We start from the raw sequence: 24761 nt of genomic DNA, 5'->3' as shown, positions 1-24761 counted from the left end.
GCTTATTCAGCCGCCTCCTCCTTCTTCTTTTCGGCAGCCGGGAGTTCCTGGCCAGTCGTCTGGTCGACGACCTTCATCGACAGGCGGACCTTGCCGCGCTCATCGAAGCCGAGGAGCTTGACCCAGACCTTTTGGCCTTCCTTGACGACGTCCTGCGTCTTGGCAACGCGCTCGGAAGCCAGCTGCGAAATATGGACGAGACCATCACGGGCGCCAAAGAAATTGACGAAAGCGCCGAAGTCAGCGGTCTTGACGACCGTGCCTTCGTAGATCTGGCCAATCTCCGGCTCGGCGACGATCGAGTGGATCCACTTGCGGGCCGCTTCGATTTCCTTGCCGGAAGACGATGCGATCTTGACGGTGCCGTCGTCTTCGATGTTGATCTTCGCGCCCGTCTTTTCGACGATTTCGCGAATGACCTTGCCGCCGGAGCCAATGACTTCGCGGATCTTGTCGACCGGGATGTTCATGACTTCGATGCGCGGAGCGAATTCGCCGAGCTGGCCGCGGCTTTCGGAAATGGCCTTCGCCATCTCGCCGAGGATGTGCAGACGGCCGCCCTTCGCCTGATCCAAAGCGATCTGCATGATCTCTTCGGTGATGCCGTGGATCTTGATATCCATCTGCAGCGAGGTGATGCCTGCTTCCGTGCCGGCAACCTTGAAGTCCATGTCGCCGAGATGGTCTTCATCGCCGAGGATGTCGGAAAGAACGGCGAAGCGCTCTTCCTCCTTGATCAGGCCCATGGCGATCCCGGCGACCGGCTTTGCGAGCGGAACGCCTGCATCCATCAGCGCCAGCGACGTACCGCAGACGGTTGCCATCGAGGAGGAACCATTGGACTCGGTGATTTCCGAGACGACGCGGAGCGTATAGGGGAACTGCTCAACCGACGGCAGCATCGGGTGGATGGCGCGCCATGCAAGCTTGCCATGGCCGATCTCGCGGCGGCCCGGGGAACCCATGCGGCCCGTTTCACCGACCGAGTAGGGCGGGAAGTTGTAGTGCAGCATGAAGTTTTCCTTGTACATACCCGTCAAGGAATCGACATACTGCTCGTCTTCGCCGGTGCCGAGCGTGGCAACGACGATCGCCTGCGTTTCACCGCGGGTGAACAGAGCCGAACCGTGCGTGCGCGGCAGCAGGCCGACTTCAGCGACGATCGGGCGAACAGTCGCGAGATCGCGGCCGTCGATGCGGCTCTTGGTGTCGAGAATGTTCCAGCGAACGATCTTTGCCTGCAGGTGCTTGAAAATCGCGCCGACTTCTTCGGCCGTATATTCGGCTTCGCCTTCTTCCGGCAGGAAGTGCTCCTTTACCTTCGCCTTGACTGCATCGACAGCGGCGTAGCGATCAGCCTTCTGGGTGATCTTGTAGGCTTCGCGAAGTTCGGCTTCTGCAAGGCCAAGCATTTCGTTTTCGAGAGTCGAATAGTCTTCCGGTGCAAAATCGCGAGGCTCCTTGGCGGCAACTTCAGCGAGCTTGATGATCGCTTCGAGAACCGGCTGGAAGCCCTTGTGGCCGAACATGACGGCGCCGAGCATGACGTCTTCCGGAAGCTCGTTGGCTTCAGATTCGACCATCAGAACCGCGTCATGCGTGCCGGCGACGACGAGATCGAGGCTCGATTCGTCCATCTCGTCGAGATGCGGGTTCAGGACGTATTCACCATTGATATATCCGACGCGCGCGCCGCCGACCGGACCCATAAAGGGAACGCCGGAGAGCGTCAGGGCAGCCGAGGTTGCGATCATCGATAGGATGTCCGGGTTGTTCTCCAGGTCATGCTGGACGACAGTCACGACGACCTGCGTGTCGTTCTTGTAGCCTTCCGGGAAGAGCGGACGGATCGGGCGGTCGATCAGGCGGGAAACGAGGGTTTCGTTTTCGCTCGGACGGCCTTCGCGCTTGAAATAGCCGCCGGGGATCTTGCCGGCCGCGTAGGTCTTTTCCTGGTAGTTGACGGTGAGCGGAAAGAAGTCCTGGCCTGGCTTCGGCGCCTTGGCGGAAACGACGGTGGCGAGAACCACGGTTTCGCCGTAAGTCGCGAGAACGGCACCATCAGCCTGACGGGCGATCTTGCCAGTTTCGAGCTTCAGCGGGCGGCCAGCCCACTCGATTTCCACGGTATGGGTATCGAACATATGTCTTGTCCTTCGATGCGGGAGCGCGCGCCGTCGCGGAAAGCGCAGCGCACAGTCGACCGCAATTGGTGTGACGTATCATGGGCAAGACAACGGGAGGCTTTTCATCCCCAGCTTCCTGAGAAACCGGACCAAAGCCCTCCTTGAAAGACTTTGGCCGAAAGCATCCGGCAATCCTGCCCCATGACAGGTCAACGGTTGGTTTGGCAGAACCGGCCCATCCGGGTCCACCGTATTTCCTCCACGCGAAGATAGGGCGCGGCGGCAGAATTTCATGGGGCCATCGGCCCCTCAAAAGCATCCGGCGGGCGTCCATAAGGAACGCCCGCCGGAAATCATTAGCGGCGGATACCCAGGCTGGTGATCAGCTTGGTGTAGCGGCCTTCGTTCTTCTTCTTGAGATAGTCAAGAAGCGAGCGGCGGCTCGAAACCATCGTCAGCAGGCCACGGCGGGAATGGTTATCCTTCTTGTGACCCTTGAAGTGTTCCGTCAGGTTGTTGATACGCTCGGTCAGGATCGCAACCTGAACTTCCGGAGAACCGGTGTCGCCTTCGAACGTTGCGTATTCCTTAATGAGAGCCGTCTTGCGCTCAGCTGTAATCGACATCGGATGTTCCTTTCTATGAGAGGAGATTAGGTCGCCAAAAGCCGGGATGTCGTCCAGCTTCGGCCGCGAATGCACTCAGGTCCTGCCTGATGCTGGCGCTGCCTATAACCCAAATGAGCCTCGATGGAAAGGGGCCCGCACCAGATGGCGGATTTATCACTTGCCCGCCATCGCGTCACGGATCATCGCATCGTACTCTTCGGGATCCTGCAGCATTGCAAAATGGCTGGCATCCTTCAGAATGACGAGCTTTGCACCGGGGATCTCCTTCGCCATCCTTTCGGTGTGATCGAGCTTGATCGCTTCGTCGTGATCGCCGATTGCCAGGGTGACGGGCACGGTAATCTTGCCGAGGTCGGCAGCAGTCCAGGCGGGCTCACTCATCCACATCGCCGAAATCTGGTTGACGAATGCGTCATATTCGTTCGGTGTCGGCGAGAGCTTCTTGTAGGCCTCGCCCGCGGACTTGATGTAGTCACTGAACGTTTTGTTCGTCATCACGTCCGGCTTTACGCCCTCCGTCGTCACATTGGCAGCCTGCGCGATGAGACGCGTCAACTTCTCGGGATGCTTCATCGCCATGTCGATGCCGATGATGCCTCCATCCGACCAGCCGACAAGCGTGACCTTGTCGAGCTTCAGATAATCGAGCAGTGCGACATAATCGGACGTCATGAGATCATAGCCGAAAGGCTGCCCGCTGCGTGTCGAGCGTCCGTGCCCGCGGCTGTCGGCGACTATTACAAGATGGTCTTTGGCAAAATCCTCGACCTGACGGCCCCAGACATCGGCACTGCCGAGGCCCCCATGGATGAACACGATCGGGTCGCCCGCACCGTACTCGGCGTAATACATCTTGATGTCGTTTACTGGCGCCATGCCGCTCGTCTTCGCCGGCGGCATGGGAGGGAAGGCGGGCAACTCCGCCCAGCGCTCGGCCGACTGGGCGCTTGCGGCCGCGAGAACGGCCGAAAAGAACATCGCGACTGCGACCGCAACTGCGCGCATGACCTGCTCCTCAAGCTGGGCGGCCTTCATAGCCGCAAGGAGGAGAAACATAGCTCAGGGGGATGATTGACAATTACCATCCGTAACTCCGGCGCGGTCGCGTTCCCGGAAAGACGCATTGCGACTCAAACGAAGACGCGCTTCGGGCGGAACTCTCCCTGACCGATCTCGCCGATCGCGATCAGCTTTCCGCGTGCCGTCGCATAGGCTTCGCTTTCGGCAACCGGCGCATCACGGCCACGCACCAAGATGGGATTGCCCATCCTCAGGCGATGTGCCTGATCGTCGTTGACGGCAAGGTGTGGCAGTGAGGACAAGGCTTCGCTGGTATCGATCAGCAGGGCGTCGAGCGCGGCAAGACGCTCGTCCATGTCTTCAAGTTTCTCAAGCGCGACGAGGCTTGCGAGCGCCACCATGCTGTCTTCGCCAAAAGGTGCCACGAAGGTCCGGCGTAGCCCGGAAATATGGCCGTAGCAGCCGAGCTCGCGGCCGAAATCGCGAGCCAGGGCGCGTACATACGTGCCCTTGCCGCACTCGACTTCGAGATGCGCGGTATTCTCATCCAGGCAGGCAAGCAGCGTCAGGCGGAAAATCTCGACTTCACGGGAAGGAATCTCGACCGTCTCGCCGTCGCGCGCCAGGTCATATGCGCGCTCGCCGGCGATCTTGATCGCGGAAAACTGCGGCGGCACCTGGCTGATGACACCGGTGTATTTCGGAAGAAGATTGCGGATCTGCTCCTCTGTCGGGCGCTTGTTGGAACTCCGAGTCACCTCGCCTTCGAGGTCGTCGGTTGCGCGCTCCTCCCCCCAGCTCACTTTGAATTCGTAAATCTTGCGGCCGTCCATGACATAGGGAACAGTCTTCGTCGCATCGCCCAGCGCAATCGGCAGCATTCCAGACGCCAGCGGGTCGAGGGTGCCGGCATGACCGCATTTCTGCGCCTTGAAGAGCCACTTGATCTTGGAGACCGCCTCCGTCGAACCGAAATCAACGGGCTTGTCGAGGATCAGCCAGCCGGAAACCGGGCGGCCTTTGGGTTTGCGTGGTTTGGACATTCGCTTCTTCTGCTATTGTTCTTCAGTGTCGCCGTCGAGGTCGCGCTGGACTTCGGGCGAGCGCAGCAATTCGTCGATCTTCTTATAGTTGTCGAAGCTCGTATCGTCGCGGAAACGGACCTCCGGCATGTATTTCATCTGCCGAAGCTGCGGGCCGAGACGGCCGCGGATGTATTTTGCGTTGCGGTTCAGCGCATCGATGACTGCGCCGTGATCGGAAATGCCAAGCGGCGTCACGTAGGCTGTCGCGATCTTCAGGTCCGGAGACATGCGGACTTCAGAGATCGAAATGACGGTCTTTTCGATCACGTCATCGCGCACTTCGCCACGCTGGAGAACCTGCGTGATCGCGGCACGCACTTGTTCGCCGACGCGCAGCATGCGTTGCGAAGGTGCCGAGGATGTGGGTTTTGTTGCCATTATTCTCTGCCCAAAAAGGTTCGGGCGCCGGCCTCTGATGATCCGGCGCCCGTCGAAAATACCAGTCTCGCGCCGTCAGAGCGTGCGGGTGATGTGCTCGACGCGGAAGCATTCGATCGTGTCGCCCGCGCGGATGTCTTCGTAATTCTCGAAGGCCATACCGCATTCCTGGCCGGAATGCACTTCCGAGACTTCATCCTTGAAGCGCTTGAGTGTCTTGAGCTTGCCTTCGTGGATGACGACGTTGTCGCGGATGAGGCGGACGCCGACGCCACGCTCGACCTTGCCTTCGGTAACGCGGCAACCCGCGACCTTTCCGACCTTCGTGATGTTGAACACCTCGAGGATCTCGGCATTGCCGAGGAAGGTTTCGCGCCGCTCCGGAGAGAGCAAGCCGGACATCGCTGCCTTAACGTCATCCACGAGATCGTAGATGATGTTGTAGTAACGGATTTCTATGCCCTGACGCTCGGCGAGCGTACGCGCCTGCGCATTCGCACGAACGTTGAAGCCGATGATTGCAGCACCGGATGCTTCCGCAAGGGAGATATCCGACTCGGTGATGCCACCAGCCGCAGAATGCACGATGCGAGCGCGGACTTCGTCCGTTCCCAGCTTGTCGAGCGCACCGGCGATCGCCTCGATCGAGCCCTGCACGTCGCCCTTGACGACCAGCGGGAACTCCTTGACGCCAGCCGTCTGAAGCTGGCTCATCATCTGTTCCAGCGAGCCGCGCTGGCCCGAATGGCGGGCAGCAGCCTTGTCGCGGGCAAGCCGCTGACGGTACTCGGAAATCTCGCGGGCGCGAGCTTCGTTTTCGACAACGGCGAACTTGTCGCCCGCCTGCGGCGTGCCTGAGAGACCCAGAACCTCAACCGGAGTGGCCGGTCCCGCTTCCTTGACATGGTTGCCCTTGTCATCGACGAGGGCACGCACGCGGCCCCAGACATCACCAGCGACGATAATCTGGCCGGGGCGCAGCGTACCCTTTTGAACGAGGACCGTCGCAACGGAACCGCGACCGCGATCAAGCTGAGCTTCGATGACTGTGCCTTCCGCGGTGCGGTCCGGGTTGGCCTTCAGATCTAGGATTTCCGACTGCAGCAGGATCGCCTCAAGCAGCTTGTCGAGGTTGGTGCCGTTCTTCGCCGAAACCTCGACGTCGAGAACCTCACCGCCCATGGACTCGACGAAGACCTCGTGCTGCAGAAGTTCGGTGCGGACCTTCTGGGCATTGGCCGTCGGCTTGTCGATCTTGTTGATCGCAACGATGATCGGAACGCCTGCCGCCTTGGCATGGTTGATCGATTCGATCGTCTGCGGCATCACGCTATCGTCGGCAGCGACGACGAGAACGGCAATATCAGTCGCCTGCGCACCGCGTGCACGCATTGCCGTGAAGGCGGCGTGGCCGGGGGTATCGATGAAGGTGATCTTCTGACCGTTCTGTTCCACCTGGTAAGCGCCGATATGCTGCGTAATGCCGCCGGCTTCGCCGGCAACCACGTTCGCATGGCGGATGGCGTCGAGCAGCGAGGTTTTGCCGTGGTCGACGTGACCCATGATGGTGACGACCGGCGGACGCGAGACCTGTTCGCCGCCTTCATCCGTCACATTGAAGATGCCGAGTTCGACGTCGGATTCAGAAACACGCTTGACGGTATGACCGAATTCACCAGCGATGAGTTCTGCCAGATCGGCGTCGATGACGTCGCCTGGCTTCATCATCTGGCCTTCCTTCATCAGGAACTTGATGACGTCGACGGCGCGTTCGGACATGCGCTGCGACAGTTCCTGAATGGTGATGGTTTCCGGCAGAATGACTTCGCGGGAAATCTTCTCGCGCGTTTCCTGCATCTGGCTGCGGCGGAACTTCTCCTGCCGACGACGCATAGCGGAAAGCGAACGGCCGCGCGCATTGCCGTCGTCATCGACATTTGCCGTCGTGATCGTCAGCTTGCCGCGGCGGCGCTCCTCTTCGGTCTTCGGACGCGTCGTCACCGGCTTTGCCGGTTCCGGACGAACGACCCTACCACGGGCAGGAGCCCCACGAGGAGATCCGCGCTCTTCCTCCTCACCTTCCGGACGGCGGCCACGGACTGCGGGTGCAACCCCAGCTGGAGCCGGACGTGCAGAAGTAGGCGCCGAAGTCTCGGGACGGCGCACGGCCGGCGCCGGGCGCGGAGCCTCCGCCTGGACCTCAACTGCTTCGGGCGCAGGAGCCTCCTCGACCGGCGCAGAAGGACGGGCGGCCTCTTCGGCTGCACGTCGGGCTGCGTCGGCTGCTTCCGCTTCGCGGCGGACGGCTTCTTCGGCTGCACGGCGCTTTTCTTCTTCAGCTCGGCGGACTGCATCTTCTGCATCACGGACCTGGGCCAGCGCTAGCGCGCGCCGTCTGGCGTCCATTTCCTCAGGCGAAAGATGGTTCAGGACAACCGGACGCGGGCGGTCCTGCTGGCGAGGAGCCTGCGAAGCCGGTTGCTGCGGGCGCGGAGGCTGGCCGCCCGGCTGTTGGATGCGAGGTGCAGGCGCCTGCGTTGCCGCCGGAGCGGGTTCTGCCGCGCGGGGCGCTGGAGCCGGCGTGGTCGGGCGATCGTCTTCGGGGCGCATCGGGCGCCGCTTGCGCGTCTCGACAACGACCGCCTTGGTGCGGCCACGGCCCATATCCTGGCGCACGGTGCCCTGGCTTATCCCCGATGGCTTCAGGGTAAGCGTCTTCTTTGCTCCAAGCGTCTTGTCGTCATTGCTATCTGTCATTCGTTCCCGTTCCTTCGGACAGGGAGCGATGACGTCATCAAACCCTATCGTTCAAATACTTTTCGATCAATGATGGGCCGGCCGGTGCCGGTCGCCGCATCATTGTTTTTGCTGGCCAGCGCCGCCTGGTGCCCGGGATTGACCGCCGCTGCGGTACTTTTCGAGCATCTTTGCGCGCTTCACTACACCCTCACCTGCCTGCCCTGCAAGCACTGCGGCATGGATAAAAGCATTCTGGCCCATCACGCCTTCCATTTCGCTCTCCGAGAAGAGCCGGAAAGAAGGTATTTTCTCCTCGGTTTCCATTCCGAGGTGCCAGGCCTTGCGAGCCTGGTCGATTTTTCTCACGCCATCGTCCGCGGCATCCGTCGAATGGAACACGGCGAGTGCTGCTCCGCTTCTGACTGCGGCATCCACTTTCGAGGAGCCGCTGACGAACTGGCCCGCCTTGCGCGCCATGTTCATCATCTGCATCAGCTGCTGTGCGAGCAGCCGGTCGACGGTTTCACCGAGATCGGCTGCTGCCTTCACATCCGCCTTCAATGCGCGGGCGAAAGACTTCTTCGCCACCGCCTTGTCGACCAACGCGCGATCAAGCTTGACCCAGCAGCCGCGTCCCGGAAGCTGACGCTTCAGATCGGCGATCACCGTCCCGTCGGGCGCTGCAACGAAGCGGATCAACTCATCCGGCGATCCGCTTTCACGCGTCACGATGCACATGCGGCTGTTCACGTCATAACCTGCAAGATCATCATCCTCAGGAGAAGCGTGCACCTCCGCGATCATTATGCTTCCTGCTCGGCAGCGTCGGCTTCGACAACTTCAGCGTCCTTCGCAAGATCCTCCTCGGTGATCCAGCCGGCAGCAAGGCGTGCCTGGACGACCATCTGCTCGGCCTCGACACGTGAAACGTCGAACTTCGAGAAGAGGCCTTCGAACTTCTTGGTTTCGCCGTTCTTGCGCTCTGTCCAGCCGACGAGATCGTCCGCCGCGCAGCCCGCGAAATCTTCCAGCGTCTTGATGCCGTCTTCGCCAAGCGCAACCATCATCTGGGCGGTCATACCGTCGATCTGACGCAGTTCGTCGGAAACGCCGAGCGCCTTGCGCTTCTCGTCCATCTCCGCTTCGAGCTTCTCGAGATATTCGCGAGCGCGCTGCTGGATTTCCTGCGCCGTCTCTTCATCGAAGCCGTCGATCGACGAAATTTCGTCGAGGTCGACGTAGGCGAGTTCTTCAACGGCGGCAAAGCCTTCGGAAGCCAGAACCTGGCCAACCATTTCGTCAACGTCGAGCGCATCCATGAAGAGGTTGGTGCGTTCGTTGAATTCCTTCTGACGGCGCTCGGATTCTTCGGCTTCCGTCATGATGTCGATATCCCAGCCGGTCAGCTGCGACGCGAGGCGCACGTTCTGACCGCGACGGCCGATCGCCAGCGAAAGCTGCTCGTCGGGAACCACGACTTCAATGCGTTCTGCATCTTCGTCGAGAACGACCTTGGCGACTTCAGCCGGCTGCAACGCGTTGACGACGAAGGTCGCCGGATCCTGCGACCAGGGAATGATGTCGATCTTTTCGCCCTGAAGCTCGCCAACGACGGCCTGGACGCGCGAACCGCGCATACCGACGCAGGCACCGACCGGATCGATCGAGCTATCGTTCGAGATGACAGCGATCTTGGCACGCGAACCCGGGTCGCGGGCGACCGAGCGGACCTGGATGATGCCGTCGTAGATTTCCGGCACTTCCATGGTGAAGAGCTTGACCATGAACTGCGGATGCGTACGCGACAGGAAAATCTGCGGACCGCGTTGTTCGCGGCGGACGTCATAGACATATGCGCGAACGCGGTCGCCGTAGCGGACGTTTTCGCGCGGGATCATTTCGTCACGGCGGATGATACCTTCGCCACGGCCGAGATCGACGATGACGTTGCCATATTCGACGCGCTTGACGGTACCGTTGACAATTTCGCCGACGCGATCCTTGAATTCGTCGAACTGCCGGTCACGCTCGGCTTCGCGAACCTTCTGGACGATGACCTGCTTGGCCGACTGGGCGGCAATACGGCCGAAATCCATCGGCGGCAGCGGATCAGCGATGAAGTCGCCAAGCGCTGCGTCGGGGTTGCGGTCGCGGGCCAGCTCCAACGGGATCTGCGTGGAGTAGTCTTCTGCCTTCTCGACGACTTCGAGCAGGCGCTGCAGGCGAATTTCGCCGGTCTTCGGATTGATATCGGCGCGGATGTTCGATTCCGTGCCGTAACGGGAGCGCGCCGCCTTCTGGATCGCATCCGCCATCGCGGCAAGCACGATTTCACGGTCGATGACCTTTTCGCGCGCCACTGCATCTGCGATCTGCAGAAGTTCGAGCCGGTTCGCACTAACTGCCATTGTCTTATCTCTCCGTCTTGGCCTTGCGGGTTCCCGTCCCTGGAGCCGTAGTTGATCGGTTATTCTTCGTCGTCCGCCTCGTTCTGGTTCGCTGCCTGCGCTTTCGCGGCCTTATCGGCGCGCAGCGCATCGCGAATCAGATCGTCGGTCAGAATGAGCTTCGCATCGCTGAGCGCCGTGAAGGGAATGGTGACCTTCTGCTCTTCGCCATCGGCAACCTGGTCACGTTCGAGCGTGAAACCATCCGCGTCCGCTTCGATGATCTTTCCGCGAAAGCGCTTGCGGTTGCCGATCATGATCGACGTTTCGCACTTCACAAGGTGCCCCTGCCAACGGGTGAAATCGGATTTCCGCACCAAAGGACGGTCGATACCGGGCGAAGACACCTCCAGATGATACTCCCGATCGATCGGATCTTCCACATCAAGAACCGGAGAAATGGCCATCGAGACCTCTTCGCAGTCTTCGACGCTCATCGTGCCATTGTGGCGCTCTGCCATGATCTGCAGCGTAGCGCCGTTCTGGTTGAGCATGCGCACGCGGGTCAGCCGGAAGCCCATGCCGACGAGCACGGGTTCGATGATGTCGGCAAGGCGCTGGTCAAGCCCGGTTTCGGTAATCAACCGCGGCTCAAGTTCATTGTCTGCGTTCGTCGGATCCGACAAGCGATGCGCTCCTCGCAATTTTCATGCATTTAGACGATCGCGCTAATAAAAAAGAGCGGGTCCTTGCGGCCCACTCTTCATCGCACGATCAAGAATTTGAGTGGCATATAGGCCTGTTTTTACGAAATTGCAAGCTCTCGGCTCAAATGCGCCGCGGAGGCGCAATCGCGCCTAGCCACGGTCGAGCTTCATCATATATTGGAGCCGAGGGAAATTTAGCAAGCGGGAGGAATCGTGCCATCCAATTCATCAACGCTGGCGCCGCTGAAGCATGAAACCTACCGCACAATCTGGTTCGCAAGCCTCGCCTCGAATTTCGGCGGGTTGATCCAGGCGGTAGGGGCCGCGTGGATGATGACGACCCTCACCGCTTCCGAGGACATGGTGGCGCTGGTCCAGACCTCGACAGCGCTTCCCATAATGCTTTTCTCGCTCATCTCGGGCGCGCTCGCCGACAATTTCGACCGGCGGCAGGTGATGCTGACGGCGCAATTCCTCATGCTTGCCGTCTCGACGATCCTCACCGCCTGTGCCCTGCTCGGCTGGATCACGCCCTGGCTGCTCCTGTTCTTCACCTTCCTGATCGGCTGCGGCACGGCACTCAACAACCCCTCCTGGCAGGCCTCCGTCGGCGATATGGTGCCGCGGGCAGACCTGCCGAACGCGGTGACGCTGAACAGTATGGGCTTCAACATGACCCGCAGCGTCGGCCCCGCCATCGGCGGCGTCATTGTCGCGACGGCGGGTGCCGCCGCTGCCTTTATGGTGAATACGCTCAGTTATTTTGCGCTCATCTACGCACTCACGCGCTGGAAGCCATCGCTGCCCGCCTCCAGCCTTCCGCGCGAAAGCCTCGGGAGTGCGATCTCCGCCGGTCTTCGATATGTCTCGATGTCGCCCAACCTTGAAAAGGTACTTATCCGCGGGCTGATCTTCGGCGTGGGCGCGAGCTCGGTGCTCGCGCTTCTGCCGATCGTCGCAATCGATCTCGTCGCCGGCGGGCCACTGACCTACGGCTTCATGCTCGGCTCCTTCGGCATCGGCGCAATCGGCGGCGGGGCGCTCAATGCGCGGCTGCGCGAGATGTTCAGCAGCGAGACCATCATCCGCTACGCCTTTGCCGGTTTTGCCATCAGCATGGTGATTGCCGCGTCGAGCCCGTTTGCCGTGCTCACCTCGGCGGGGCTGCTCGTTTCCGGCGCGTGCTGGGTACTCGCGCTTTCGCTGTTCAACACGATCGTACAGCTTTCGACGCCGCGCTGGGTCGTCGGTCGGGCGCTGTCGCTTTATCAGACGGTCACCTTCGGCGGCATTGCCGGCGGCAGCTGGCTTTGGGGTGTGGCCGCCGATCGCTTCGGCGTTTCGAATGCGCTTTATGGCTCAGCCGCAGTGATGCTGATCGGCATCGTTATCGGCTTTCGCTTCTCGATGCCGGCCTTTGCCTCGCTTAATCTCGACCCGCTCAACCGCTTCATAGAGCCCGCGCTTGGGCTCGACATCACGCCCCGCAGCGGGCCGATCGTCATTCAGGTCGATTATCAGATCGGCGATAGCGACCTGCCCGAATTCCTGAAGCTGATGGGTGAACGGCGGCGCATCCGCATCCGCGACGGCGCACGCAACTGGGCACTGATGCGCGACCTCGAAAATCCCGGCACCTGGACCGAAACCTATCACACGCCGACCTGGGTCGAGTACATCCGCCACAACCAGCGCCGCACGCAGGCCGATGCGGAAAACGCCGATCGCCTGCGCGCCCTCCACCGCGGCACGGCAGCGCCGCATGTTCACCGCATGATTGAGCGGCAGACCATCCCGCCATCCGACGATGTGTTCCACAAGGCGCCGATCGATCTTCACCACTGAGGCAATGCGATGATCCACGCATTCCGAAAAGCCCGCGAAACCGACCTTATCGACATCATCCGGCTGCTTGCCGACGACGATATCGGCCAAGGCAGAGAGGTCGTCGCCAATCCCGTCGATGGGCGCTACCAGACAGCCTTTGCCGCAATCGACGTAGATAAAAACCAACTGCTGGCGGTTGCCGTGGATCAAAAGCATCACGTCGTCGGCTGTTTGCAGCTCTCGTTCATTCCCGGACTGTCGCGCACCGGCACGTGGCGCGGGCAGATCGAGAGCGTAAGGATTGCAAGGGAAGCGCGCGGCAGCGGGCTGGGGACCGAATTCATCGAATGGGCGGTAGAGACATGCCGTGCGCGCGGCTGCAAGCTCGTGCAGCTCACCTCGGACAAATCCCGGGCGGATTCCAACGCTTCTATGAAAAGCTCGGCTTTACTGCGAGCCATGAAGGTCTGAAGCGTAAGCTATAGGACGGTTACTTCAGCTTGCCCTTCATCGAAGCATCGGGAAAACAGGTCGGTTGCATACCGTTCTTTTCCTGCCACTGTCCGATCGAACGCCGGGTCTTGTAGCCCGGCAAGCCGTCCGATCCGCCGACGTCGTAGCCTTGGCGCTCCAGTGCTTTTTGCATTGCCGCCACATCGGATCGCAGCATTTTGCCGACATCGCCCCAAGCACCCTGAAAGGCGCCGGAGCCATAAGCGATCCGGTCGGCGAGGTTGCCGATATAGAGCGCATAGAGATCGGAGTTGTTGTATTCCTTGATGATGTAGAAGTTCGGCGTGACGATGAATTCCGGCCCATCCCGGCCCGCCGGCACAAGCATCATACCCGCAGCCTTCATTTCGCCGGATGGAAAGCCCTTGCCGGACTTGCGATTGATGCCGAGCGAAGCCCAGTGCGAAAGCGGCTGTGCGATATCCGGTCCCTCCTGTGCGCAGGAAACCGCCGCCGGGATCGTCACCTCGAAGCCCCAGTCACGATTTCGCTGCCAGCCTTTCTTAACAAGATAGTTGGCTATGGATGCCAGTGTATCCGGTACGGACGTCCAGATATTGCGGTGCCCGTCACCATCGAAGTCGACCGCATATTTCAGATAGCTGGTCGGCATGAATTGCGGCTGGCCGAGCGCTCCCGCCCAAGAGCTCCTGAAGCCGGCCGGCGTCACGTCACCGCCATCGAGAATGTGAAGCGCCGCGATCAGCTCGACCCGGAACATTTCCTTGCGAGTCGACATGAAGGCCTTGGTCGCCAGCACCTCGATCGCCGAATTCGGGATCTTCGCCGCGCCGAAGCCCGTCTCCCGGCCCCAGATCGCCAGTACGATCGAGCCCGGCACGCCATAGGTCTTTTCGATGCGCTTCAGCGTCGAGGCATATTGCGAGGCAAAACCGCGTCCGGTTGCCGCCAGCTTCTTCAGCCGGTCCGCGTTAAAATACGGACCGGGCGAAGAAAACTCCGCCTGCGTCTGCTTGCGCTCTTTCGCCGGTGGGAATCCGGGAGGCGCAAGATCGGGAAGACTCCAGTTGAGCGCGATGCCCTTGAATGCGGCCTGCAGCGTCTTTTCTGAAATGCCGGCCTTCTTCGCATCAGGGCCAAGATCGCTGATGATCCATTGCTGGAATTGCCTTTCCACCGCCGGCCTGTTCTGGGCAAGCGCAGGAAGAGGGAGGAGAGCGAAAAAACATGCCAAAGCAATGGCCCAACGGCAAATGCTGCCCCACTCCGCCCTGCTGGATCTCTCTCCGACAATGGGGGAGATCGGCAGGAAGCGCCCTCGCCGAGCTCCATCTGATCTCCCCCCTCGTAGGGGGGATGTCACAAAGTGGTAGAGGGGGGTGTCGTCTCGCATTTTTCCTCCTCAGATCGCAGTCCTTGCCCTCAAGGCGGCAGCCAGTGTCCCTTCGTCGAGGTAGTCGAGTTCACCGCCGACCGGCACGCCATGCGCCAACCGCGTGATCTTCACGTCCAATCCCGTCAGCTGGTCCGTTATATAGTGCGCTGTGGTTTGGCCCTCGACGGTCGCGTTAACGGCGATGATGAGTTCGCGAATACCGCCTTCCCCGATGCGATCGATCAGCCCGCGAATGTTCAGGTCATCCGGCCCGATGCCATCGAGCGGCGAAAGCGTGCCGCCGAGTACATGATATGCTGCGTTCATCGCTGCGGCGCGTTCCAATGCCCAGAGGTCGGAAACATCCTCAACGACGATGATGACGGAGTGGTCGCGGCGCTCGTCGGTGCAAACGGTGCAGGGATCGACGGTATCGACATTGCCGCAGCGCGAGCAGACCTTCACCTTGTCATAGGCCTCACCCATCGCGGTCGACAACGGTCCGAGCAGTTGGTCCTTCTTCTTGATCAGGTGCAGCGCCGCGCGCCGGGCCGAGCGAGGCCCGAGGCCCGGCACCTTCGCCAGAAGCTGGATGAGTTTTTCGATTTCGGGGCCGGTGACTCGCTTTGTCATGTGCCGTTCTTAGCCCATATGTTGCCAAAACGGAATCGCGGAAAGAGTCGACCATATGATGAAAATACGTGCCGTCTGCACCGCCAATCCCGAGCGGCTGCCCGGCAAGAAATACAAGACGGGTATCTACAAGCATGCCGTCAACGGCGCCGTGATCATCGACTCCGAAGGTCTCGTCGGCGACGCCATTTGCAACCGCGAGCATCACGGCGGTGTCGATCAGGCCGTCTATCTCGAAGGATCGCTGACACTCGACTGGTGGGCGGGAGAGCTCGGGCGCCCGATCGAGCCCGGCACGTTCGGCGAAAATCTTGTGATCGATGGCCTCGACAACCGCGCAGTTTCAGTTGGCGATCGCTTGATAACGGGCGAGCTCGTTCTCGAGGCGACGTCGGCGCGCATTCCGTGCGCGACCTTCGCCGCCAAGATGGCCGATCCGAAATTCGTGAAGCGCTACACCAAGGCCAGCCGCCCCGGCATTTATTGCCGGGTTATCACTGGTGGGGTGGCGGAGGCCGGAATGCCCGTCGAATACGTGCCTTACGGAGGTCAGAAGGTGACGATGCCCGAGATGCTCGCAACATTCGGCAAGTTGCTCTCCGCCGAGGACCGTGCGCGGTATCTCGCCGCGCCATCCACTACAAGCTGCGCCACATTCTGGAAGCACAGCTCTCGGACTTGCAATGATGGCGGTCATCAGGCTGCCCACCACGCACGAGCACGTACGCCCCTACTTGAAGCAATTTTCCGAGATGCCGCAGGTGATTGAGATGCTTCGGCTGACGAGAGAAGATTGCTCCAATCTCTCGCCCGTTGGAACTTGAACCCATTGTCGACAGCATTGGGCGCCAGGGCGCGGTCACGACTTCGCTCGTGCTGCGCGGCGAACCGCCATAGCCGTTGGTCGCGATCTGTTGCGACTGACCTAAAGCCGCTCCTGACCGGATTCGACAGTCCGCTGCTTGTTGCCGAAAGCGATGTTCTGGATTTTCGCCCAGACGTGACTCAGCGCATCGCGATTGCGGCGGCGGCACCGGCCATGGTTCCGGCGCTGGCACGGTTTGCGATCCTGATCGCACGGCGGCTTTTCAGGAAGCCGCGGGCTTTTGTGGCAAGCAGTGCCCAGCTGACGTCGATCAGAATCAGCACAACGAACATGGTCGCGACGAGTTCTGTCCAGCCAACAATCGTCACCGACTGGATATCGATGATCGAAGGCAGCAGGGCGACGTAGAACATCATGATCTTCGGATTGCCGAGCGTCACCGTCATGCCCGCAAAGAAGAGCTTTGCGGCGGATTGCGCTTCAGGCAGCTTTTCCTCGCTCGCATCATACGAGGCGAACCACATCTTCCAGGCGAGATAGAGCAGATAGCAGACACCGAGCCACTTGATGGCGACAAAGGCCAAATGGAAGGTTTCGGCAACGGCGGCAAGGCCAGCCACCGCACAGGTCAGCCAGATCGCTTCGCCGATCCACATGGCGGCGAGGAATGGCAGAACATCACGGGCGCCCTTCGACAATACGCGGGCGACAAGCGCCGCAACGCTCGGCCCCGGCGAACCGGCGGCCATGAAGAGAGCGCCGGCAAAAACAAGGAGACTGGTCAGCGTCATCGGCGCTCTCTTCCCGCGTAGATCGCTGCAAAGCTCAGAACGGCATCTTGAAGCCGGGCGGGATTGGCAGGCCGGCGGTCAGCGCCTTCGTCTTTTCGGCTGCAGCGGCTTCCGCCTTGTCCTTGGCATCCTTGTGGGCGGCAATGATCAGATCCTCGAGGATCTCGACATCGTCTTCCTTGAAGAGCGACGGGTCGATCTTCAGGCTCTTCAGTTCGCCCTTGCCGCTCATGACAACGGTCACGAGACCGCCGCCCGCCTTTCCTTCAGCCTGGAGCTCGGCTATTTCCGCCTGCATCTGCTCCATCTTGGCCTGCATTTCCTTGACTTTGCCCATCATGCCCATGAGGTCGCGCATCGTCTGGTTCCTTCTTCAACTTCAGAATTCTATGTCGTCGCCGGGCAGAATGTCACCCTCTTCGGATTCAGCGACTGCAGGCGGCTTCGCCTCGCCTTCCTCCTCCGGTTCGGGTGCCCTTACCCGGACGTCGATGATCTTTGCGCCCGGAAACTGCGCCAGGATTGCCGCCACATCCGGATCCTGCCGGGCGTCGCTCACCTGCTGCTCCTTGGCCTTGGCTTCTGCCTCGACCATCGTCGGGTCGCCGGCCTCGCGGCTGAGGCTGACGATCCAGTGTATGCCGGTCCATTCCTTCAACTTGACGGCAAGCTCGTTGAGCAGTGTCGCGGGCGCCCCGTCGGTAAGGTTAACGTCGAGACGGCCGGTCTCGATCTTCACGGGCCGCACGAAATTGCGCACGAGTGCTTTCAGCTTCGGGTCGCGCTTTTCCGCAGCGAGATTGACGATATCGGCGATCGAATTGACATGAACGAGCGGCTTGGGCGCTTCCGCTGGCTTCGTCTCGATGCGGCCTGCCGTCTGCATCAGCTGCGGATCGGGATCGGGTACGGCACGCAACATGGCCGGTCCCCCGGAAGGCTGCGGCCTCGGCGTGCTCTCCGTCGCGCGTACGGCTACCGCCGACTGATATGGTACACGGACACCATTGCTGCTACCGGTACCCGACGGCGTAGGCGAAGGACGCGAACCGCTGCCGTTTTCGGAGAGCTCGGCAAGGCGACGCGCGGCATCTTCGGGCGACGGCAGATGCGCCGCATGCGCCAACCGTATCAGCACCATTTCCGCCGCACCGGCCGTGCGCGAAGAGCTTTCGGTTTCCGGAATGCCCTTCAACAACATCTGCCAGATCCGCGACAGCGTCGTTACCGCAATCCCTTGAGCGAACTCGGAAGCCCTGGTTCGCTCGACTTCGCTGAGCGACGGGTCATTAGCCGCGTCCGGCACATATTTCAGCCGGGTAACGAGATGGGTGAAATCGGCAAGGTCGGTCAACATGACGACGGGATTTGCGCCCGCCTCGTACTGCGCCTGAAATTCGGCAAGCGCTGCGGCGACGTCGCCTCTGGCAACATGCTCGAAGAGATCGACGATGCGAGCACGATCGGCAAGGCCCAGCATGCCGCGCACCGCTTCCGCCTGGACTACACCGCTACCATGGGCGATTGCCTGGTCAAGCAGCGAAAGGCCGTCACGTGCCGAGCCTTCAGCGGCGCGCGCGATCATCGCCAGCGCATCCGGCTCCGCATCGATGCCTTCCTTCGCTGCGATGGTTGTAAACAAGCCGACCAGATCCGCCGCGCTGATGCGGCGGAGATCGAAGCGCTGGCAGCGCGAGAGAACGGTAATCGGAACCTTGCGGATTTCGGTGGTCGCAAAAATGAACTTCACGTGCTCCGGCGGCTCTTCGAGCGTCTTCAGCAAGCCGTTGAAGGCCTGTGTCGAAAGCATGTGTACTTCGTCGATGATATAAACCTTGTAGCGCGCAGACACCGGCCGATAGCGTACCTGCTCGATGATTTCACGGATATCGTCGATACCGGTATGGGAGGCGGCGTCCATCTCGATCACGTCGACATGGCGGCCCTCCATGATCGCCTGGCAATGCTCGCCCGGCACGCGCAGGTCGATCGTCGGCTTGTCGATCTCGGGCGTCTTGTAATTCAGCGCGCGCGCCAGAATACGGGCTGTCGTCGTCTTGCCGACGCCACGGACGCCGGTCAGCATGTAGGCCTGCGCAATGCGGCCGGTCTCGAAGGCGTTGGTCAGCGTGCGGACCATCGGCTCCTGGCCGACCATGAGGTCCGTGAAATCCTTGGGGCGGTATTTGCGTGCCAGCACCCGGTACCCGGTGCCCGTCGAGGCGGCATCTTGTGACTGTCGCTCGGTGTCGCTCATCGCCCTGCTTATCGCCCGGAACGCCGGGCATTTGGAAGAGAGAAGGGTGGGAGGCTGGCACGATGACCCGTGCCGGGCTCGTTAGGGCTGCTTCCTTCCGGACCTGACCCGGTTGGCGAGTGGCTCGTCCACCACCAACCTCCCGGATGCACATATCGGCAATATCGCCATCAAAAGCAAGCCAAGCTCAAAAAAAACTGCTAATCATAGGAAAAATATGGAGGAATGCCTGTTGGACGATTTCATTCTCGACCGTCGGCTGGAGAGCGATAGCGACAGCGTCATGCAGACGGGTCTGTGTGATCTCCGATTATCGAAGGACGCCCGCTGGCCGTGGCTGATCCTGGTGCCACGCAGGGCCAACATGACGGAGATCTTCGAACTCACGCCGCTCGATCAGGTGCTTCTCACCTTCGAAACGGAAATGACCGCGGCTGCGCTGAAGAAGATCACCGGTGCTACAAAAATCAACATCGGGGCCCTTGGCAATATCGTCCGTCAGCTTCATGTTCATGTCATTGCCCGCTTCGAAGGCGATGCCAACTGGCCAGGCCCCGTGTGGAGCTTCGGTAAGGCCGTGCCCTACGAAGCGGGCAAGAGAGATGAATTCATAGCGAAGTTGCGGGAAGCCCTTTCATCATGAACCGTTCGCTTTTCGATTCGGATGTCCCACATCCGGAGCCCAGCAATCTCACCGCCTTTGCCGCAAACGACCTCAATCGCGATTCCGAACATCGCGACGAGCAGTCCGTCGAAAATGCACTGGCGAAGGACGGCACGCATATCTTCGCCTTCGCCAAGGACAAGCTTGTCCTGAAGCATGATGGACAAGTGCTCGATCCGCTGTTTGCCCGCTACGAACTGCAGGAACTGCAGCCACATTGGGACGAGACGATCCTGCTCGGCTACCGCAAGACGGGCGAACCGCGGCTTGCCGTTCCCGTCGGCATTCCGGCCGAGGAACTTGAAAGCCACTACAAGCCCGCCGACGGCCGGACGCTCTACCGCGACCAGCTCGTCGATGACGTTCTGCTTGGCGAATTCGCCCAGGCCGCAAGCCTCATCCGCTGGAACGGCGACAACCGCTTCTGCGGCCGCTGCGGTAGCACGATGGAGATGCGCATCGGCGGCTACAAGCGGGTGTGCACGGCCTGCGAACACATGATCTTCCCGCGCACCGACCCGGTGGTCATCATGCTGACGATCGATGAACAGCGCGACCTTTGCCTGCTCGGCCGCAGCCACCATTTTACGCCGGGCATGTATTCCTGCCTCGCCGGCTTCGTCGAGCCCGGCGAAACGATCGAAAATGCCGTGCGCCGCGAGACGCTGGAGGAATCCGGTATCAAGACCGGCCGGATTCGCTACCACGCGTCGCAGCCCTGGCCGATGCCGCATACGCTGATGATCGGCTGCTATGCCGAGGCGAAATCAACAGAGGTCCACCGCGACGAATCGGAACTGGAAGATTGCCGCTGGTTCACCCGCGAGGAAACACTTGAAATGCTCGAACGCCCCGGCGCCAACGGCCAGGCTTCGCCGCCCAAAGGCGCTATCGCGCACCGCCTGATGCGCGATTGGGTGGAGTGGAAAAAGCAATAGGCTGATGTGATGGCGCGCTCGGAACGCCTTCTGACCCTGCTTCAGACGTTGCGGCGCTACCGACGGCCGGTGAGCGGTGCCGTCCTTGCTACGGAAACAGGCGTCAGCATCCGCACGCTCTATCGCGATATCGCCAGCCTCCAGGGGCAGGGGGCCCTGATCGAAGGCGAACCCGGCATCGGCTACGTCTTGAAGCCCGGCTTCATGCTGCCGCCGATGATGTTTTCGCAGGACGAGATCGAGGCATTGGTCCTCGGTTCGCGCTGGGTCGCCCGCGCCGCCGATCCGCGTCTTGCTGCTGCCGGCGCCGATGCACTGGCGAAGATTGCCGATGTCCTGCCACACGAAATGCGCGATGAAATCGAGACCTCGACGCTTCTCGTTCACCTGCGTCCGCCCGTTGCCGACAAGGCGGATCTTGACGCCATTCGCAAGGCGATCCGCAGCGAACGGATTCTCAAGCTGACCTATTCCGACGAGAGCGGAACCGTCTCCGTCCGCAATATCTGGCCCTTTGCGCTCAGCTACTTCGAGCAGGTCCGCGTCGTGGTGGCGTGGTGCGAACTGCGGCAGGATTACCGTCATTTCCGCACCGACCGGATCGTCGAAATGAGACCCCAAGACGTACGCTATCCGCGCCGCCGCGCAGTGCTTCTCAAGGAGTGGCGGGATCAGCAGGAAATTTCGTCTTAGCCTCGACGCTACTGCCATAAACTGACAGTGGTCAGCGCTATTATCGGGACAATCCCAAACTGGAGGACCGATGATGACGAGCTTGAACCTCACCCGATCGACATGCAGAAATCGCGCGGTCGAGGACACGACTACGCAAGCGAGATACCCCCAATCTCTGATGCTGCGAATGATGCTGAACGCATCGCGCAAGATGGTGCGGAGCCGCTATCCTCAGCTCGATCTCGATGCGATGTCCGATTACATGAAGCGCGATATCGGGTTCATGGACTGGAACCACCCACACCACGAGAGCAACTGAATTCACTAAACCGTCTAACCGACGTAGCGCCGCCGCATCAGCGGCGGCTTTAGCGCTTGCCGTCGTTAGACGCCGGCAAGCGCTGAATCTGCGAAACCTTTTCCAAATACGAGGGACACCGATATGACCAGCCCGAACCTCATCATTCTTTACGTCAAGGATCCTGCCGAAAGTGCGATCTTTTACAAGGATCTGCTCGGCCGCGAACCCGGGGTAGCCGCGCCGAATTTCGTCGCGTTCCCGCTCGACGGCGGCTTCACGCTCGGGCTATGGCGGCGCAGCACGGTCGAGCCGCAACCTTCCGCGATCGGCAATCGCGGCGAGGTCGCCTTCATGGTGGCTGGCGAAAATGCCGTTGCCAAACAATACGAGGATTGGCGAAAGCGCGGTCTGCCGATTGCTCAGGAGCTGACCGATCTCGATTTCGGTCCGACCTTTGTCGCGCTCGATCCGGACGGCCACCGGTTGCGCGTCTGCGAACCCGACAAGTGAAAGAGCAGGAAGGGCGCCGCCGGCGCCCTTCCTCACTTGTGCAGTTGGCCGCGCATCGGGTGGCCCCTGTAGACCCCGAGAATGCGGACATTCTCTGAAAAGAACCGCAACTCTTCCAAGGCCCGGCGCACATGGGCATCGTTCGGATGGCCCTCGATATCGGCGTAAAACTGCGTCGCCACGAATTTGCCACCCAGCTGATAGCTTTCGAGCTTCGTCATGTTGATGTTGTTCGTCGCGAAACCACCCAGAGCCTTATAGAGCGCGGCCGGAATGTTGCGGACGTTGAAGACGAAGGTCGTGACGATCTTTTCTTCCTCGGAGCTGCGGTTTGCCCATTCCTCGTCGCGCGAGAGCACGACGAAGCGCGTAACATTGCTCTCGGTGTCCTCGACATTTTCGGCAACGATGTCGAGGCTATAGAGTTCGGCGGCAAGACGCGGCGCAAGCGCCGCCATGGTTCGGTCGCCGGTTTCCTTGACGAGCTTTGCGGCACCTGCCGTATCTCCCGCAATCACCGGCTTCCAGCCATTTGCCCGCACGATCTTGCGGCATTGACCCAGCGCGTGGATGTGGCTGTGCACGGTGCGTATTTCGTCCTTCGCGACTCCGGGCAGCACCATCAGCTGAAAACGGATCGGCATGAAGTATTCGGCGATGATGTGCAGCCGCGACTCCGGCAGGAGGTGGTGGATATCGGCGACTCGGCCCGCGATCGTGTTTTCAATCGGGATCATCGCAATATCGGCATCACCGTTGTCGACCGCCATGAAGGCGTCTTCAAATGTCTGGCAAGGCAACGGCTCCATTGTCGGGAACATGTCACGGCAGGCCATGTCGGAGTTCGCGCCGAATTCGCCTTGAAACGAGATTCGATTGGTCTTGATGTTCATGACGATGTCCTTCATGCCTTCCTTGCCGAAAGAATGCGGCGGGCTTTATCGAGATCGGCCGGCGTATCGACCCCAAGCGGAACGGTTTTAACGATCTCCACGTCGATGCGCATGCCGGCTTCGAGCGCGCGAAGCTGCTCCAGGGATTCGCGCTTCTCAAGGGCCGACGGTCCGAGCGAGACGAATTTCTCGAGCGCAGCCCGGCGATATGCATAGAGGCCGATATGGTGATAGAGCGGCCCTTGGCCATAAGGTGCTGTCGCGCGGGTGAAATAGAGCGCATGAAGACGCGTTTCGGAGAGCGGAGACCCCACGACCTTGACAACGTTCGGATTGGTCCTCTCTTCCTCATCAGTGATCTCGACGGTGAGCGTCGCGATATCGACGGTCTCCTCTTCCAACGGGCGCAATGCAGCGCGGATCGTTTCGGGATCGATGGTCGGTAGATCGCCTTGGACGTTGACGACGATCCTGGCGCTCGCGTCCGGGTCGACCTTGTGCAAGGCTTCGAAAATGCGATCGGAGCCGGATTGATGATCCTTGCGGGTCATAACGACTTCGAAGCCGGCCTTCGAAACCGCCTCGAAAACCTCCTCGTCGTCGACCGCGATGACGACACGGCCGATCTCCGCTTCCTTCGCTCGCAAAGCGACCTGGACGATCATCGGCAATCCGCAAATATCGGCTAGCGGCTTGCCGGGAAGGCGGGTGGACGCCATGCGGGCGGGGATCAGAACCAGCACGTCATCTAAATTTGAAGCAGTCATCGTTCGGACCTTCTATTCCAGGCGGGAAAGTGTCAAAAAGTCTCACGTACAAGACCATTTAGACAGTTGCAACGAACTGCCAAAAGACATAGGTTCCGCGCGATTTCAAGATGGTGCCTATTCAGGGTCTGCCGACTGCACGGGGAGCATTGCAGATGAATTCTTATGTCAATATGGGCGTTGGGGCGCTGCTCGGAACGATTTTCGTCCTGATGTCAGTCTCGATCGCGTCCGAAGGGATCTTCCACTCCGAAGCGCCGGAGAAGGAAGGTTTCGCCATCGTTGCGGCAGAGGCACCCGCTGCCGGCGGTGGCGAAGCTGCACCTGCAGCAGCTGTGGTTCCGATCGCCAAGCTTCTTGCCAGCGCCGATGCCAAGGCTGGCGAAACGGTATTCAAGAAGTGTCAGTCCTGTCATGACGCGACCAAGGGAGGGCCAAACAAAGTCGGCCCGAACCTCTATGGTCTCGTCGATCGTCCGGTCGCTTCGCATGAGGGCTTCGCCTATTCCTCCCCCATGAAGGATTTCTCCAAGGGCGGCAGCGAAAAGTGGACCTTCGATCACCTGAACCACTTCCTGCTGGCACCGAAAAAGCAGGTTCCGGGCACGGCCATGGGCTTTGCCGGTCTGCCGAAGGAACAGGACCGCGCGAACGTGATCCTTTACTTGCACACGCTGGCAGACGCACCGGTTCCGTTGCCGGATCCGAACGCGCCCGACACCGTTACGCAGTAGTCCTGCAAAGCTTTCCGACGAAATC

General features: G+C 60.6%; 23 protein-coding genes, 1 other RNA gene and 3 pseudogenes. 10 read left to right on the top strand and 17 right to left on the bottom strand.

Annotated features, from left to right (window positions below; all coding sequences use genetic code 11):
* Window positions 1-2: 2 nt before the first annotated feature.
* The 9 genes from pnp to rimP form a co-directional block, all read right to left on the bottom strand.
* Window positions 3-2144, bottom strand: coding sequence for a polyribonucleotide nucleotidyltransferase (gene pnp / locus QA644_RS20040; protein ID WP_283070237.1), 2142 nt, complete (start codon window positions 2142-2144; stop codon window positions 3-5).
* A gap of 338 nt (window positions 2145-2482) precedes the next feature.
* Entirely contained in the window at window positions 2483-2752 is a 270-nt protein-coding gene (gene rpsO, locus QA644_RS20035) for a 30S ribosomal protein S15 (RefSeq protein ID WP_026283114.1), read from the bottom strand.
* A 156-nt stretch (window positions 2753-2908) separates the two neighbouring features.
* Window positions 2909-3760, bottom strand: coding sequence for an alpha/beta hydrolase (locus tag QA644_RS20030; RefSeq protein WP_283070232.1), 852 nt, complete (start codon window positions 3758-3760; stop codon window positions 2909-2911).
* A 125-nt stretch (window positions 3761-3885) separates the two neighbouring features.
* Window positions 3886-4818 carry a tRNA pseudouridine(55) synthase TruB gene (gene truB, locus QA644_RS20025; RefSeq protein WP_283070230.1) on the bottom strand — a complete coding sequence of 311 codons (933 nt, stop codon included), beginning with the start codon at window positions 4816-4818 and terminating at the stop codon, window positions 3886-3888.
* Between the two features lie 12 nt (window positions 4819-4830).
* Window positions 4831-5238: a 30S ribosome-binding factor RbfA gene (gene rbfA / locus QA644_RS20020; RefSeq protein ID WP_039843506.1), complete on the bottom strand. Its 408-nt coding sequence runs from the start codon at window positions 5236-5238 to the stop codon at window positions 4831-4833.
* Between the two features lie 75 nt (window positions 5239-5313).
* Window positions 5314-7995, bottom strand: a complete 2682-nt coding sequence (gene infB, locus QA644_RS20015; protein WP_283070228.1) for a translation initiation factor IF-2 — start codon at window positions 7993-7995, stop codon at window positions 5314-5316.
* Window positions 7996-8094: 99 nt separating this feature from the next.
* The gene (locus tag QA644_RS20010) at window positions 8095-8781 is read right to left on the bottom strand and encodes an RNA-binding protein (RefSeq protein WP_074066213.1); all 687 of its coding nucleotides are present in this window, start codon (window positions 8779-8781) and stop codon (window positions 8095-8097) included.
* Entirely contained in the window at window positions 8781-10385 is a 1605-nt protein-coding gene (gene nusA / locus QA644_RS20005) for a transcription termination factor NusA (protein ID WP_022713231.1), read from the bottom strand. Before nusA ends, QA644_RS20010 begins: the two co-directional genes overlap by 1 nt.
* Before the next feature lie 59 nt (window positions 10386-10444).
* Window positions 10445-11050, bottom strand: a complete 606-nt coding sequence (gene rimP / locus QA644_RS20000; RefSeq protein WP_194728608.1) for a ribosome maturation factor RimP — start codon at window positions 11048-11050, stop codon at window positions 10445-10447.
* 234 nt (window positions 11051-11284) lie between these two features.
* On the opposite strand from rimP, the gene QA644_RS19995 reads away from it, so the two are divergent.
* Window positions 11285-12916: an MFS transporter gene (locus QA644_RS19995; protein WP_283070227.1), complete on the top strand. Its 1632-nt coding sequence runs from the start codon at window positions 11285-11287 to the stop codon at window positions 12914-12916.
* Between the two features lie 12 nt (window positions 12917-12928).
* Window positions 12929-13383, top strand: a pseudogene (locus QA644_RS19990) (GNAT family N-acetyltransferase).
* Between the two features lie 5 nt (window positions 13384-13388).
* Here the strand turns inward: QA644_RS19990 and QA644_RS19985 are convergent.
* Window positions 13389-14765 carry a lytic murein transglycosylase gene (locus QA644_RS19985; protein WP_283070226.1) on the bottom strand — a complete coding sequence of 459 codons (1377 nt, stop codon included), beginning with the start codon at window positions 14763-14765 and terminating at the stop codon, window positions 13389-13391.
* Between the two features lie 9 nt (window positions 14766-14774).
* Window positions 14775-15380 carry a recombination mediator RecR gene (recR, locus tag QA644_RS19980; protein ID WP_039843500.1) on the bottom strand — a complete coding sequence of 202 codons (606 nt, stop codon included), beginning with the start codon at window positions 15378-15380 and terminating at the stop codon, window positions 14775-14777.
* A 58-nt stretch (window positions 15381-15438) separates the two neighbouring features.
* Between recR and QA644_RS19975 the strand changes: the two are divergent.
* Both QA644_RS19975 and QA644_RS19970 read left to right on the top strand, forming a co-directional pair.
* Window positions 15439-16067, top strand: a pseudogene (locus tag QA644_RS19975) (MOSC domain-containing protein).
* Window positions 16046-16277, top strand: a pseudogene (locus QA644_RS19970) (Lrp/AsnC family transcriptional regulator); the annotation flags it as partial. The pseudogenes QA644_RS19975 and QA644_RS19970, both read left to right, overlap by 22 nt.
* Window positions 16278-16385: 108 nt before the next feature.
* Here QA644_RS19970 and QA644_RS19965 read toward each other — a convergent pair.
* The 4 genes from QA644_RS19965 to ffs form a co-directional block, all read right to left on the bottom strand.
* Window positions 16386-16997, bottom strand: a complete 612-nt coding sequence (locus QA644_RS19965; RefSeq protein WP_283070225.1) for a LysE family translocator — start codon at window positions 16995-16997, stop codon at window positions 16386-16388.
* A 34-nt stretch (window positions 16998-17031) separates the two neighbouring features.
* Complete coding sequence (locus tag QA644_RS19960; protein ID WP_022713223.1) at window positions 17032-17355, bottom strand: YbaB/EbfC family nucleoid-associated protein; 324 nt, start codon at window positions 17353-17355, stop codon at window positions 17032-17034.
* Between the two features lie 21 nt (window positions 17356-17376).
* Window positions 17377-19254 carry a DNA polymerase III subunit gamma/tau gene (locus QA644_RS19955; RefSeq protein WP_283070224.1) on the bottom strand — a complete coding sequence of 626 codons (1878 nt, stop codon included), beginning with the start codon at window positions 19252-19254 and terminating at the stop codon, window positions 17377-17379.
* 46 nt (window positions 19255-19300) lie between these two features.
* Window positions 19301-19397, bottom strand: an RNA gene (ffs, locus tag QA644_RS19950) — signal recognition particle sRNA small type.
* A gap of 89 nt (window positions 19398-19486) precedes the next feature.
* On the opposite strand from ffs, the gene QA644_RS19945 reads away from it, so the two are divergent.
* From QA644_RS19945 to QA644_RS19925, 5 genes are all read left to right on the top strand, one after another.
* A complete protein-coding gene (locus QA644_RS19945) occupies window positions 19487-19897 on the top strand; it encodes an HIT family protein (RefSeq protein WP_283070223.1) in 411 nt (136 codons plus the stop codon).
* Window positions 19894-20856 carry an NAD(+) diphosphatase gene (gene nudC / locus QA644_RS19940; protein WP_194728603.1) on the top strand — a complete coding sequence of 321 codons (963 nt, stop codon included), beginning with the start codon at window positions 19894-19896 and terminating at the stop codon, window positions 20854-20856. Before QA644_RS19945 ends, nudC begins: the two co-directional genes overlap by 4 nt.
* A 9-nt stretch (window positions 20857-20865) precedes the next feature.
* On the top strand, window positions 20866-21549 hold the full coding sequence (locus tag QA644_RS19935; protein ID WP_039843495.1) for a YafY family protein: 684 nt from the start codon (window positions 20866-20868) through the stop codon (window positions 21547-21549).
* Between the two features lie 169 nt (window positions 21550-21718).
* Window positions 21719-21850, top strand: coding sequence for a hypothetical protein (locus QA644_RS19930; protein ID WP_257788093.1), 132 nt, complete (start codon window positions 21719-21721; stop codon window positions 21848-21850).
* 123 nt (window positions 21851-21973) lie between these two features.
* Window positions 21974-22342: a VOC family protein gene (locus tag QA644_RS19925; RefSeq protein ID WP_022713217.1), complete on the top strand. Its 369-nt coding sequence runs from the start codon at window positions 21974-21976 to the stop codon at window positions 22340-22342.
* A 32-nt stretch (window positions 22343-22374) separates the two neighbouring features.
* On the opposite strand, the gene QA644_RS19920 is transcribed toward QA644_RS19925, so the two are convergent.
* On the bottom strand, window positions 22375-23235 hold the full coding sequence (locus QA644_RS19920) for a prephenate dehydratase (RefSeq protein ID WP_239596194.1): 861 nt from the start codon (window positions 23233-23235) through the stop codon (window positions 22375-22377).
* 11 nt (window positions 23236-23246) lie between these two features.
* A complete protein-coding gene (locus QA644_RS19915; RefSeq protein WP_074066205.1) occupies window positions 23247-24002 on the bottom strand; it encodes a 3-deoxy-manno-octulosonate cytidylyltransferase in 756 nt (251 codons plus the stop codon).
* Window positions 24003-24157: 155 nt separating this feature from the next.
* Here QA644_RS19915 and QA644_RS19910 point away from each other — a divergent pair, with 155 nt between their 5' ends.
* Window positions 24158-24736 carry a cytochrome c family protein gene (locus tag QA644_RS19910; protein WP_283070216.1) on the top strand — a complete coding sequence of 193 codons (579 nt, stop codon included), beginning with the start codon at window positions 24158-24160 and terminating at the stop codon, window positions 24734-24736.
* The last annotated feature ends 25 nt before the right edge of the window (window positions 24737-24761 follow it).

Origin of the sequence: Rhizobium sp. CC1099, from assembly GCF_029714385.1 — a bacterium.
Lineage (GTDB): Bacteria > Pseudomonadota > Alphaproteobacteria > Rhizobiales > Rhizobiaceae > Rhizobium.
This window is presented reverse-complemented; position numbering and strand designations above follow the sequence as displayed.

Excerpts from the sequence above, each read along its gene's own strand:
- pnp (WP_283070237.1), bottom strand. The coding sequence starts at position 2,144 with ATGTTCGATACCCATACCGTGGAAATCGAGTGGGCTGGCCGCCCGCTG.
- rpsO (WP_026283114.1), bottom strand. The coding sequence starts at position 2,752 with ATGTCGATTACAGCTGAGCGCAAGACGGCTCTCATTAAGGAATACGCA.
- QA644_RS20030 (WP_283070232.1), bottom strand. The coding sequence starts at position 3,760 with ATGCGCGCAGTTGCGGTCGCAGTCGCGATGTTCTTTTCGGCCGTTCTC.
- truB (WP_283070230.1), bottom strand. The coding sequence starts at position 4,818 with ATGTCCAAACCACGCAAACCCAAAGGCCGCCCGGTTTCCGGCTGGCTG.
- rbfA (WP_039843506.1), bottom strand. The coding sequence starts at position 5,238 with ATGGCAACAAAACCCACATCCTCGGCACCTTCGCAACGCATGCTGCGC.
- infB (WP_283070228.1), bottom strand. The coding sequence starts at position 7,995 with ATGACAGATAGCAATGACGACAAGACGCTTGGAGCAAAGAAGACGCTT.
- QA644_RS20010 (WP_074066213.1), bottom strand. The coding sequence starts at position 8,781 with ATGATCGCGGAGGTGCACGCTTCTCCTGAGGATGATGATCTTGCAGGT.
- nusA (WP_022713231.1), bottom strand. The coding sequence starts at position 10,385 with ATGGCAGTTAGTGCGAACCGGCTCGAACTTCTGCAGATCGCAGATGCA.
- QA644_RS19985 (WP_283070226.1), bottom strand. The coding sequence starts at position 14,765 with ATGCGAGACGACACCCCCCTCTACCACTTTGTGACATCCCCCCTACGA.
- recR (WP_039843500.1), bottom strand. The coding sequence starts at position 15,380 with ATGACAAAGCGAGTCACCGGCCCCGAAATCGAAAAACTCATCCAGCTT.
- QA644_RS19965 (WP_283070225.1), bottom strand. The coding sequence starts at position 16,997 with ATGACGCTGACCAGTCTCCTTGTTTTTGCCGGCGCTCTCTTCATGGCC.
- QA644_RS19960 (WP_022713223.1), bottom strand. The coding sequence starts at position 17,355 with ATGCGCGACCTCATGGGCATGATGGGCAAAGTCAAGGAAATGCAGGCC.
- QA644_RS19955 (WP_283070224.1), bottom strand. The coding sequence starts at position 19,254 with ATGAGCGACACCGAGCGACAGTCACAAGATGCCGCCTCGACGGGCACC.
- nudC (WP_194728603.1), top strand. The coding sequence starts at position 19,894 with ATGAACCGTTCGCTTTTCGATTCGGATGTCCCACATCCGGAGCCCAGC.
- QA644_RS19935 (WP_039843495.1), top strand. The coding sequence starts at position 20,866 with ATGGCGCGCTCGGAACGCCTTCTGACCCTGCTTCAGACGTTGCGGCGC.
- QA644_RS19930 (WP_257788093.1), top strand. The coding sequence starts at position 21,719 with ATGATGCTGAACGCATCGCGCAAGATGGTGCGGAGCCGCTATCCTCAG.
- QA644_RS19925 (WP_022713217.1), top strand. The coding sequence starts at position 21,974 with ATGACCAGCCCGAACCTCATCATTCTTTACGTCAAGGATCCTGCCGAA.
- QA644_RS19920 (WP_239596194.1), bottom strand. The coding sequence starts at position 23,235 with ATGAACATCAAGACCAATCGAATCTCGTTTCAAGGCGAATTCGGCGCG.
- QA644_RS19915 (WP_074066205.1), bottom strand. The coding sequence starts at position 24,002 with ATGACTGCTTCAAATTTAGATGACGTGCTGGTTCTGATCCCCGCCCGC.
- QA644_RS19910 (WP_283070216.1), top strand. The coding sequence starts at position 24,158 with ATGAATTCTTATGTCAATATGGGCGTTGGGGCGCTGCTCGGAACGATT.